Origin of the sequence: uncultured Thiodictyon sp., assembly GCA_903837595.1 — a bacterium.
Classification (GTDB): domain Bacteria; phylum Pseudomonadota; class Gammaproteobacteria; order Chromatiales; family Chromatiaceae; genus Thiodictyon.
In genome coordinates, this window is sequence record CAILVI010000250.1 from 21,096 (window position 1) to 33,485 (window position 12,390).

General features: G+C 64.2%; 9 protein-coding genes. All 9 read left to right on the forward strand.

Annotation, left to right across the window (positions count from 1 at the left end):
* Window positions 1-217 precede the first annotated feature (217 nt).
* Window positions 218-823, forward strand: a complete 606-nt coding sequence (locus QZY44_RS13735) for a nucleoside triphosphate pyrophosphatase (RefSeq protein ID WP_295447129.1) — start codon at window positions 218-220, stop codon at window positions 821-823.
* A gap of 256 nt (window positions 824-1,079) precedes the next feature.
* Window positions 1,080-3,383, forward strand: coding sequence for a transglycosylase SLT domain-containing protein (locus QZY44_RS13740; RefSeq protein ID WP_295447131.1), 2,304 nt, complete (start codon window positions 1,080-1,082; stop codon window positions 3,381-3,383).
* Window positions 3,384-3,565: 182 nt separating this feature from the next.
* Entirely contained in the window at window positions 3,566-4,762 is a 1,197-nt protein-coding gene (locus QZY44_RS13745) for a class I SAM-dependent rRNA methyltransferase (RefSeq protein ID WP_295447133.1), read from the forward strand.
* 101 nt (window positions 4,763-4,863) lie between these two features.
* Entirely contained in the window at window positions 4,864-5,415 is a 552-nt protein-coding gene (locus QZY44_RS13750; protein WP_295447135.1) for a L,D-transpeptidase family protein, read from the forward strand.
* 999 nt (window positions 5,416-6,414) lie between these two features.
* A complete protein-coding gene (locus QZY44_RS13755; RefSeq protein ID WP_295447137.1) occupies window positions 6,415-7,239 on the forward strand; it encodes a response regulator in 825 nt (274 codons plus the stop codon).
* Window positions 7,240-7,336: 97 nt separating this feature from the next.
* On the forward strand, window positions 7,337-7,699 hold the full coding sequence (locus QZY44_RS13760) for a response regulator (RefSeq protein WP_295447139.1): 363 nt from the start codon (window positions 7,337-7,339) through the stop codon (window positions 7,697-7,699).
* Between the two features lie 26 nt (window positions 7,700-7,725).
* Window positions 7,726-8,307, forward strand: a complete 582-nt coding sequence (locus tag QZY44_RS13765) for a chemotaxis protein CheW (protein WP_295447140.1) — start codon at window positions 7,726-7,728, stop codon at window positions 8,305-8,307.
* A gap of 108 nt (window positions 8,308-8,415) precedes the next feature.
* Complete coding sequence (locus QZY44_RS13770) at window positions 8,416-10,653, forward strand: Cache 3/Cache 2 fusion domain-containing protein (RefSeq protein ID WP_295447141.1); 2,238 nt, start codon at window positions 8,416-8,418, stop codon at window positions 10,651-10,653.
* 77 nt (window positions 10,654-10,730) lie between these two features.
* A partial coding sequence (locus QZY44_RS13775; protein WP_295447142.1) for a hypothetical protein occupies window positions 10,731-12,390 on the forward strand: 1,660 nt, incomplete at its 3' end.

Sequence of the window (12,390 nt, forward strand, 5' to 3'; positions counted from 1 at the left end):
CCTATCGACAACACGTAACCCCGCGGTCGTGTGCGAGGCTTCGCCGCACTGAGGTGCTGCGCTCCCAGTGCAGCCAGTGCCGCACGGGTCATCGAACGTTGCGATGGCTGATGGGGCGGCCGCACTGGGGTGCGGCGCTCCCGGGGCGGCGGCAGGTGCCGCGGCGGCGCGAACGGCTTAGGATAGGCGGCCGACCCCGAACCAATGCGCGACCGCCATGCACCAGCCACTGATCCTCGCCTCCACCTCGCCCTTTCGCCGCGCCTTGCTGGAACGGTTGGGGCTGCCCTTCACCACCGCGGCCCCGGCGGTCGATGAGACCCGCCGGCCGGGGGAGCCACCGCAGGTGCTGGTGCTGCGCTTGGCCGAGGCCAAGGCGGCGGCGGTGGCGGCGCAGCACCCGGATGCCATCATCATCGGCTCCGACCAAGTCGCCTGTATCGACGACCAGGTGCTCGGCAAGCCCGGGGGCCGGGAGCGGGCCATCGCCCAGTTGGAGCTGGCCTCCGGGCGCACCCTGGTGTTCCAGACCGGGCTATGTGTGTTCAATGCCATCACCGGGCGCACCCAGACCGTGGTGGAGCCCTTCCATGTCCATTTCAGGCGCCTGACCCGCGCGCGCATCTGCGCCTATCTGGACCGCGAGCAGCCCTACGACTGCGCCGGCAGCTTCAAGTCGGAGGGGCTGGGCATTGCGCTCTTCGCGCGCCTGGAGGGGGAGGACCCCAGCGCGCTCATCGGCCTGCCGCTGATCCGGCTGATCACACTCCTGGAGTCCGAGGGGCTGGACCCCTTGAGCGACGCCGCCGGCAATCCACTCTGAACCGCCCGCGCCCGGCCGCTGGGCGGTGACCGTGCCTTGACGCTATTGCGGCCACCCCGAGAACATTCGTCGCGGCCTGGGGGCCGCTCCTACCCGCGTAGGAGCGGCCTCCCGGCCGCGACGGGTGAGCCGGAGCGATGGTGACCGCCCGTAATGACAGAGCAATTGCTTCCAAAGCGCTGATCGGCGAAGATTTCGCAGCGCTCGCGACTGGCCGACGGCCAACCATGTCACACCCTGGGGGGGAATAACGAGCATGAGTCACGCTGAACCAATTCTCACTATTCGACTGACGCGCCGCTGGCGCCCAGCGCCGTTACTGGCCGGTGCACTGACGGTGATCACCGTGATGTCCCTTGGGGGCTGCGGCGGGGGCGGCACAGAGAAGGAGGCCGTCGTGGACAAGCGCCCGATGGGCTATGGCTCCACGGGGTCGTTCCCGGTGCCCTCCGAGATCGAGCCGAACGTGAATTTTTGGCGCAACGTCTACGGCACCTGGGGCCGCGACAAGGTCGCCTTCCACGACGACGAGCACATGGGCGTGATCTACGAGGTCGCGCAACTGCCCGGCCTCATCTCGCCGGGTGGCTACACGTCGGAGCAGCGGGCCTTCGTCGCCGCCCGCCAGGATTATTACCAGGAGATGGTGCGTGATATGGAGCGGCGCCTGGCAAGTAGCCAGCCGCTGAGCCCGCCGCAGCAGGTGCTGCTGACCAAGTTCGAGCAGGACGGCGGCGCCCGCGGCGTCTACGGGGCGGCCGAGCGGGTGCGGGCGCAGCGCGGCCTGCGTGATCGCTTCCGCCGCGGCGTGGAGATCAGCGGCCGCTACGATCGCGCCTTCCGCGAGGTCATGCGCGCCCACGGATTGCCGGAGGACCTGGCCTATCTGCCCCATGTGGAGTCTTCGTTCCAGGCCAATGCCGTCTCCAGCGCCGGGGCCACCGGGGTCTGGCAGTTCATGCCGGCCACCGGCCGCATCTTCATGCACGTCAACGGCGCGGTGGATGATCGCATGGACCCGATCATCTCCGCCCAGGGCGCCGCGGGCTATCTGTCGCAGGCCTACAACCGCCTGGGCAGTTGGCCGCTGGCCATCACCAGCTACAACCACGGCCAGGGCGGCATGTCCAATGCCAAGGGCCAGTTCGGCCAGGACTTCGGCAAGATCGTCAAGAACTATCAGGGCAAGGCATTCGGGTTCGCCTCGCGTAATTATTACGCCGAGTTTCTCGCCGCCCGCGAGGTCGCCGGCCATCCCCAGCGCTATTTCCCGGAAGGGCTGCGTTACGAATCGCCCTGGCCACACGAACGCCTGGTGTTGGCCAGCAGCATGCCGGCCGATCAGGTGGCAAGCCATTATGGCGTCTCCACCGGGAGCCTGGCGAGCCTCAATATGCACTGGCGCGAGGCGGCCGTCAGCGGGCGGGCGGCGTTGCCCGCCGGCAGTACGGTGTGGCTGCCGGCCGGCAGCCAGCAGCGGGCCGGCAGCCAGCCCTCGCGCTACAGCCCGGCGATTGTGTCGCGCGGCGCGCTCGAGCCCACAACCCCGCTCACCGAGGCGGCGGCCTCCATGGCCTTCAAGGCGACAGGCGCCGCGCCGGCCTTCGCCGACCTGCCGGTCCGCACGCCGGCCGCACCGCCGCCGCAGGCCAAGGTCGCCCGAGTGGAGCCGCGCTCCCAGTCGGGGTCGGGCTTCGACGAGCTGCCGGGGGGCTCCCCGGTCGCCCGCGCCACGCCAAACGCCGCGTCGAACTTCGCCGATATGCCAGGCAACGCCCCGGCCGCGCGGGTGGCACCGCCTGCCCCCAAGGTCGCACGGGTCGAGCCGCGCTTTGACCCACTGACCGAGCCCCGGTTTGAGCCCACCCCTGAGCCCAAGGTGGCAAGGGCCTCGCCGCCTGAGCCGAAGATCGCCCGGGTGGAGCCGCCGGTGGAGCCGCGCTTTGACCCCGCGGAGGAACCGCGGGTTGAGCCCCGGCCTGGGCCCAAAGCGGTCAAGGCGACCAAGGCGCAACCCAGGATCGCAGTCGTCGAGGAGGAGGAGGAGGAGGACGAGCAGCCGCAGCCGCGGGCGGGACACGTCAAGGCCGAGCCGAAGGCCGCCAAGGGCGAGACCAAGACCGCCAAGGCCGAGTCGAAGGCCGCGAAGACCGAGGCCAAGACCGCCAAGGCCGACCCGAAGGCGGCGAAGGGCGATCACAAGACGGCCAAGGCCGACGCGCAGGCCGGGAAGGCCGAGGCCAAGACCGCCAAGGCCGACCCGAAGGCGGCGAAGGGCGATGCCAAGACGGCCAAGGCCGACGCCAAGGCCGCAAAGGGCGATGCGAAGACGGCCAAGGCCGACCCGAAGGCGGGCAAGTCGGAGCCCAAGACCGCCAAGGCGGGGAAGGGGGAGGCGGTGGCCGGCAATACCAAGGTCCATGTGGTGAAGGCGCAGGAAACCCTGTATCGCGTCGCCAGCACCAACGGGATCTCGGTCGCCGAGTTGCGTCGACTCAACAAAATGGCACCCAACGACAACAATGTCCGCCCGGGCCAGAAGCTCAAGGTCGGGACCTGAGCCGTCCACCCCGGTGGCCGCACGGCCGCCGGGGTGGCATTGATTGCAACCAGCGTTGGCGAGACATCGCCGCCAACAGGCTTCAGGGATCATATAATTGACAAAAGGGCAGGCGTGCCCTTCATCTGGTACTCTTGCCGGTTCGATCCCGCCCCACGCCCAAGAACCTCAGGACCATCCCCATGAAGCCGATGCCGCTGCTGCTGCGCAAAGACCAGGAACGCCGCCTGCTCGCCGGCCATTGTTGGGTCTACAGCAATGAGGTCGACACCGCGGCGACCCCCTTGAAGGACCTGGCACCCGGACAACCGGTGGAGGTCTTGAGCGACCATGAGCGCTGGATCGGCCACGGCTATGTCAACCCACACTCACTGATCTGCGCCCGCCTGGTCAGCCGGGAGCGCAACCGTCCGTTGACGCCGGCCCTGTGGTTGTCGCGCATCCACGATGCCCTGGCCCTGCGCGAGCGGCTGTATCAGCGCCCCTTGTACCGCCTGATCTTCGGCGAGAGCGACGGGCTGCCGGGCTTGGTGGTCGACCGCTACGCCGATCTGCTGGCGGTGCAGTTCACCACCGCGGGGATGGAACGGGTGCGCGCCGAGGTCCTGGCCGCGCTGGAACAGGTGCTCAAGCCGGGCGCCATCGTCATCCGCAACGACACCTCGGTACGCGAACTGGAGGGGCTGACGCAGGGCGTGGAGACGGTCCTGGGCGACCCCGCGGATGCGCTGATCTTGACCGAGCACGACCTCGACTTCCAGGTCTCGCCGATCACCGGCCAGAAGACCGGCTGGTTCTTCGATCAGGCGGAGAACCGTACCCGCCTGGCCCGCTTCGGGGTCGGTGAGCGGGTGCTCGACGTCTGCAGCTACATCGGCGCCTGGGGCCTGCGCGCAGCGGCCCTGGGGGCGCAAGCGGTGACCTGCGTCGACAGTTCAGCGGCCGCACTGGAGCGGGTGGCGGACAATGCCGAGCGCAACCGCATGGGCGAGCGCATCCACCCGCTCCAGGGTGACGCCTTCGAGGTCTTGCGTGGGCTGCGCGACGAGGGCCGGCAGTTCGATACCGTGATCCTCGACCCGCCTGCCTTCATCAAGCGCCGCAAGGACGAGAAGGAGGGCGTCCAGGCCTATGCCCGGCTCAACCGGCTCGGCATCGAACTGCTCGCGCCAGGCGGGCTGCTGGTCACCTCCTCGTGCTCCTTCCACATGAACCGCGACGCCTTCCTGCGCACCGTCCAGCAGGCCGGGCGGCGCGCCGGGCGCTTTCTGCAACTCCTTGAGACCGGCCAACAGGGACCGGATCACCCGGTCCACCCGGCGATTCCGGAGACCGCCTACCTCAAAACCCTGTTCCTGCGCGTGCTGCCCGGGTCTTGAACCGCACAGAATGGAGTTTGTTTATTCTCAGCGCGTTACCTAGAATTCCCGTTGTCGATTCTAGATCCGGCACCCCGCCGAAACCCTGGGGAACTAATACCATGCATAAGCACTCGATCCGTACCGCCCGCCGCTCAACCCAAGGACTCGCCGCCGCCCTGGCCCTGCTCTATGCCGTGACGCTGGGCGGCTGTGGGGGTGGGGCCAAGACCACGCAGGTCGACTATGCCGATCGGGTCGTGGTGAAAAAGTCCGATAGGAAGCTGCAATTGCTTCAAAAAGGCAAGGTAGTCAAGGAGTATCGGGTCGCCCTCAGCGATAACCCGCGCGGCCACAAGATCCGGGAAGGGGATCGGCGCACGCCGATCGGTGACTATGTGCTGGACTGGCGCAATCCCAACAGCAAATATCACAAGGCCATCCATGTGTCGTATCCCAACGCGCGGGATATGGAATTCGCCAAGTTCCTCGGCGTGGAACCGGGCGGGATGATCATGCTGCATGGGCTCCCCAACGATGTGACGTCCCCGGTCCTGCGGGCCGACTACCGCAGGGTCGACTGGACCAACGGCTGCATCGCGCTCCAGGATAATGAGATCGACGAGATCTGGCGGATGGTCCGGGACGGCACCCCCATCCGCATCACGGAGTGATGCGCCGATCGTGCGCGGCCGACCAGAGGTCGGCGCGCACGGGGGCTGGCCCTCCCGGCCTGCCTACACCACCTCGTGTCAGGGTATCGACCTGGTCGAACAGACCGCCGTCGGCGAAGTGAATTTATCTAGGCCGCCCGCCAACAGCCCTGGACGGCGATCGCCTGGCCCTCTGCTGAACAGATGCCGCTCGGCAGCCTGGCGGTCAAGGTGCTTGTCCACCACACCAAGCCCCCAGTTCGGCCTCCGGGTCGCCCACCCAATTGAGTAATATGCGCTTGCGGGCCAAAAGCCACGCGGACGGGCAGGTTTTTAATCGATTCCAAATCAACCCCGATCATGCGCAGTTTATTGGGGCTATACGATTGCGTTCTGCATAGGTTAGCCGAAGGCGCGCTTAACAAACTCTTAACTTATTCGAATTGTCTGTGACGCGGTTCGTGGTTCGTTATAGCGGATTAGACGATTGTGACATAATCGTGATAAGGTTGCGTCAGAGGTGCGGAAGGTGTCGCAACCCATAGAAAAATATGGCGATTGCTAGGTGAACCCTGGGGGCTCGCCGACCGCGGGGCACCGCATCGCCGTCAGGGGTCGGCGCAGCGTTGCAGACCACGACGCAATCCCAGGTCACTGGCCCAGGACTTGGTGGCAACGCCATGGAAGCGGCCCACCCAGCCCTTCAGGTTCATCATGATAAGGATTGACGTCTTGAATGAGTAAGGCATAATGTGACGACGCTGGCGGGGTGGGCGAGGGGAATGACGCTCAGCCTTGCAGGATTCCGGGAAGCAGGTTTCGTCGGCTGCCATGCGGGTATGCTGGCTTGAGACGCGACGGGCGGGTGAGAAACCGCCGGCGCACACGCAAGGCGTTGCGCTGCGTGGCCCACGGTGCCGCCGTCGACTCCGGCCTGCGTGTTTTCCTTTGCCAGTGCTCGCGATACCGCACACGCGGCGTCCGCGCCCACCTTTGCAGCCATACTGTGGGAATTAAAAGATGCACAAGACAGGCACATTCTCGGTCATGCTGTGGGGCTTGAAAGATTCAGAATGCCGAATGGTGAAAAGCCTCTGCATGCTGTCCTGTAATCGACCCCGGTCCTACCAGATCACCTCCCCCATGCATGCCCATGAAGCCGATGTCTGGATCATCGACGGCACGGACAACGGGGCGAGGGAATCGCTCCAGTCGGCGCAGACCAGGCGGCGGATACCCGCAATCATCATCGACTCCAGCGCGCCTTGCGCTGAATACGATTCACGCATGGAGCGGCCCATCGTCGCCTCGCGGCTGTTAAGCATGCTGGACCTGCTGGTCACGAAGGAATTGAACTTTTTTCCCGAGCTCGTGATCGGCGGGAAGGCCGAGACCAAAGCGTCATCGGCCGGCGGAACGTTCACCGAGGCACTGCATGACACATCGTATAGTAGCCACTATACCGCCCTCGTCATTGATGACAGCGTGACCATTCGCAAACAGGTGGAGCTGGCGCTACGCCTGCACGACGTTGAGACCACCTGTGCCGATAGCGGTGAATCGGCGATGGCGCTGCTGCTCACCCAGCGCTTCGATCTCATCTTTCTCGACGTGGTGCTTCCTGGCGGCGCGGACGGCTATCAGATCTGCCGTTCAATCAAGAAGCTCAGTATGCACAAGAAAACGCCCGTGATCATGTTGACGGGAAGGACCTCACCCTTCGACCGGGTGCGCGGCTCGCTGGCCGGATGTAACACCTACCTGACCAAACCGGTCGAAAACGATACGTTCAAGGCCGTTCTTAAGAAATACCTGAAGGCCCCCAAGCTCTCGCTCGCCGGCTGAGGCCGGCGCCGCGGCGGCGCGGGTGCCATTTCCATCATCGACGACCGCATCACTGCACCGATGCTCGTCTCAGCAAACACCTATGAGGAGCACTGACATGGTAACCAAGGCCTTAGTTGTAGATGATTCGGCGACCGATCTGCTCAATATCAAGGGGATCTTGAGTGATGCCGGATGTATCGTGATCACGGCAGCGGATGGCGCTGAGGCGATCACCAAAGCCAAGGCAGAGAAGCCTTCGATCATCTTTCTGGACGTCATCATGCCGGGCATCGACGGTTACGACGCGTGCCGCACGCTATCCGGAGACCCAGACACCAAGGCGATCCCAGTGGTCTTTGTGACCAGCAAGGGGCAGAAGGTCGACAAGGCCTGGGGACAGATGCAGGGTGCCAAGGGACATATCGTGAAGCCGGTGAATGCCGAAGAAGTGATCGATCAGCTCAAGGCACTTACCTGATCGCTGCCGTTATGGAGGTCGCGCAGATGTCGACGGTTGGCGAACGGGATGCCCCGGCGTTGGAACACCCCGGCGGCGGGGAAACGGATTGGCTGTTGCCGACGCAGGCGCTCACCCGCTTCCGACTCCCCGACGGCACCGCCTTCGATCAGCCCCGGTCCCCAAAGCGACAGGTCCGCTATGGGTTTCGGGTCGCATCCCTAAACCTCCTCATCAAACCACGCATTGGTACCGAAGTCATTGCGATGATGCCGATCGCCATGATTCCCAATGGCCCCCCCTGGCTGTTGGGCATGATCAATCTGCGCAGCAACCTGGTGCCCGTGTTCGATCTGGCCATGATCTGTGGTCTGGAGCGCCGGCACGCCGGGCGTGAGCGATGGATCCTGATCTTTGACAAGGGCGAGAGCGCGGTCGCACTCGTGGTGGATGGTCACCCCCAGGCGCTCTCGCAGATGTCCGCCGTGAGCTATCTGCCCAGCCTACCAACGGCGTTGCGCGGCGCCGTTGCTGGAGGATTTACGGTCGAGGAGGAACTCTGGATCGAGTTCGACCACCAGGCATTTTTCAGCGCACTCAACCAAACGGCGGCCAGCACGCGAGGCTAAGGCGTCTCGCCAACCGCGCGGCACTCAAGACACCGGTCCAACCCATGAGGCCGGGCCAAACACCACGCTTCGATCCGTGTGAACGTGATTCGAATCAAGGAGCTAGTCATGACGCACACCCCGACATCATCCGGGTTTCGGTTTTCTAACCTCAAGCTCGCGAATCAGATGACGCTGATTGCCGGATTTCTTTCGCTGATGATCCTGACGGGCCTGATCGTCTTCGCGGGCCTGTTCAGTAATCGGTCCATGACGACGGCCGCGGAAACCAGCTTTCAGGCCCAGGTCGATGAGTTGCGACGCTCGGCTGATCTGGTTTATCGCGTTTCCGAAACACAGATCGCTAATATCGCCAGTCAATTCGACTACGAGTATAAGGGCAAACTCACGTTCGATGATGGCCAGCAGGTTTCGATCAATGGTGTGGAGACGCCGGTCGTCAAACTGGACGGCATGGTTATCAACACCAACGAAACCGTATTGGATGGCTTCACCGAGCGCACCGGCGCGGTCGGCACCGTTTTTGCCCGTAGCGGCGACGATTTTATTCGCGTCGCCACCACGGTGAAAAACGCTCAGGGTAAGCGCGCGCTGGGTACGTTCCTGGGTAAAGACCACCCCGGATATCGCAAGCTGATGAATGGAGAGTCCTACATTGGTCAGGCCAAATTGTTCGGCAAGGACTACATGACAAAGTATACACCCGTCATAGACAAGAACGGGCGTGTGCTGGGTGCGCGGTTTGTGGGACTGGATTTGAGCGCCACCTTGGCGCAAGTTTACGAGATGGTCAAGAATACTAAGTTCGGCGAGGGCGGTTACGCCTATCTCGTCAATCTCGGCACCGGAGCAGATCACGGTTTGATGTTGGTTCACCCGTCGCTGACCGGGCAAAGACTTCAGGAACTGGTGGACGGTAACGGTGTTAAAGGTACACTGGCCCCGATGCTCGACCAGAAATCCGGAGTCTTCACCTATACCTGGTTCAATGCAGATAGACAGCCGGAACAGAAATTCGTCGCCTTCGACCGCTCGGAACTTTGGAACTGGGTCATCGCAGGTGGTACCCAGCGCGATGAAATTACCCGCGACGGTACGCAGATGGGAAAGATGCTGGGGCTCTTCGGTGTGGGGAGTTCGATCGCCCTCGCCGCCCTGCTGTGGTTCGCCATCTCGCGCAGGATGAAGCCGCTGGAACAACTGCGCCAGGTCGTGCGTATGCTGGCAGAAGGCGATGACACCGCACGGTCGAATCTCGCTACCCGGGATGAGGTCGGCGCACTTGGTAGCGCCTTCGACGGAATGATGGATGAGCGCGTTGCCACCCAAAATGCCATCAAGCGCGAGAACGAGCAACTGAACGATTCGGTACTGGGTCTGCTCCAGGGTGTGGCGCAACTGTCACGCCGGGATTTGACGATCAAGATCCCCATTACCGAGGACGTCACCGGTGCCGTGGCGGACGCCTTGAACCTGCTCACCAAGGAAACGGGCCGAGTACTTCAAGAGGTGTCCGATATCTCCGCGGACGTCACCGTTGCCTCGATGAAGGTGAGAGAGCAAGCCGAAACCGTCATGGCCGCCGCGGCGCACGAACGCGATGAAGTGGGGCAGACCGCCGATGCGCTCGCCGCCACCTCCGTCTCGATGAATGAGATCGCCGATCTGGCGCGGGTGTGCAACGACGCGGCCGACAACGCCATCAAGACGACCCAGCTGGCGCTCCAGACGGTAACCGACACCGTTGGCGGCATCAACAACACCCGCGACATCATCCGCGAGACGGAAAAACGCATCAAACGTCTGGGTGAGCGCTCACAGGAGATCAGTGGTGTCGTTAGCCTGATCAACACCATCGCCGAGCGTACCCACATCCTGGCGCTGAACGCCTCCATGCACGCCGCCTCGGCGGGTGAGGCCGGTCGCGGATTCGCGGTGGTCGCCGACGAAGTGCAGCGCCTGGCGGAAAGTGCCCGCCAAGCGACGGCCCAGATTGCCACCCTGGTCAACAGTATCCAGGTGGACACGGCAGACACGGTCAACACCATGAACGCGGCGATTGCGCAGGTTGTCGAGGGCAGCCGATTGGCAGAGCAGGCGGGCGAGCAGATGCAGAATACCCAGGAATCGACCGCGGAACTGGTCGGACTGGTGCAGCAGATCGCGGCGAGTTCGCAGGAACAGGCCAAAGTCAGTAACGACCTGCTGCATCGGGCCACTGAGATCCGCAAGAGCAGCGAGCAGACGAGCCAGCAGTTGACCGAGCAGGGCGAATACACCAACAACCTGGTGGAATACGCGAGAAGCCTGCTTTCAGCGGTACGTGTCTTCAAGCTTCCGGCTTGAATTCCCACGGTGAACCCTGGCGAGCATCGCCAGGGTTTGCGCGCGAATGCTCTACCATCATTGCGGCGAGAATCGCTATGGGAACTCCCCTGGACACTGATGTATCCGCGACGGCGGACCAGGTCAAAAACCGGCTCTTCGATTGTATCGACGCCTTGACTGAGGCGCTCGTTGCTGATGAGCCCATCTGCGCTCGCCTGCAATCGGTCTCTGATGTGCTTGGGGCCCTCGGCAAGGCCGCCGATGACGAGGGACTTGCAGGGTTGATCGAGGCTGCCGCACTGGTGGCGGACCGGATTTCGGCCGTGGGAGACGATGAGGCCCGGCAAGAGACGGTTTTTGTCCTACTGGCCCAGCTTCCCTTGTTGCTCATGGATTATGTCCTATCGCCCGCGGATCTTGGCGCTGGCGATGCACTCGTGGGCTTCCTACAGTCCGACGACTGGGGAGTTGTCATGGACGACGAGGAAGTCGACTTGCTGCGCATGCTGCTCCAGCCGCCCCCCGACATGGATGACGAGAACTCGCTGTCCGCGCCCGCGAGGCAACGCGTTGATGCACCGATGGCGCCGGAGGTGGCCGCGCTGGCGGCGGCTTCGCCCGCGAGCGCGTTCATCGGCTGCCCTGCCGCGCAATCGGAGGAATCGGCACCGACCCCGCCGGCGGCGACGTTCATGCCGCCTGACACCCAGGTCCAAGCCGTGACCAGCGACATGCTTGCGCCTGCCGTCGAGGCATTTGAAGCGGTCGAACTCGCCGCAGCGCAGGAGCCCCCCGCGGCGCAGCACCGGCCGGTCGCGGCCGATGCCTTGGACGTCTCGGCTGCGCTGCCCAACGATATCGATAACTTATCCTTAACGCCGACGGCTAACGAGGAGGTCGACTCGCTGCGGACGCCGCTCCAGCCGCCACCTGAGCTGGAGGGCGAGAGCCCACTGTCCGCGCCCGAGTTCGCGCTCAATGAGCCGCCGATGGAGCCGGATGTGACTGCGGCGTCAGCGGATTCGCTCGCGACGGCGTTCAGCGCTGCGCTCGACACTGAATCTGAGGAGCCCGCACCGACCCCATCGGCGCCGGCATTCGTGTTGCCTACCACCGCCGTTCAATCCGTGCCCAACGAAATGCTCGCGCTGGCCGTGGAGGCATTTGAGGCGAACTACGTCGGTCTGCTGGAGGCCTTGGCGATCGCCGCGGAGCATGAGCCGGATCGGCGTCGCGACGGCCGGGAACAACTGCGCGATGAACTGGAGCGGCTGGCCGCCGGCGCCGAAACGATCGGTCTGGCGGTACTGGCGCAGCTCCTGTCCGGCATCCACGCGGCACTTGGGGCTTGGCAGCCGGATCCAGGGCCGGCGCAGGACGGCGTCCTGACCTTGCTGGCGACGCTTCCCGAATACTTGCGCGGTTATCTGAGCGCACCCACGGATCGCCCGGCGGCCGAGGCCTTGGTCCGGCTGATCGGCGATCTGGATGTCGGCGCAACCCTGTTCGGCGATCACGCCGAGCTGCTGAGCGCCCTGACCGCGGTCGAACTCGCTGTTGCGCCGCTGCCTGAGGGGCAGCACCGCCCGCTCGTCGCTGATCCTTTGGACCTCTCGCTCGGGCTGCCCGAGGATATCAATCAGGAATTGCTCGAAGGCTTGCTCACTGAACTTCCGATCCAGACCGCGGCCTTCACCGAGGCGGTTCACCGCATTGCGTCCGGTCGTGGTGGTGTGGCCGATATCGAGATTGCCA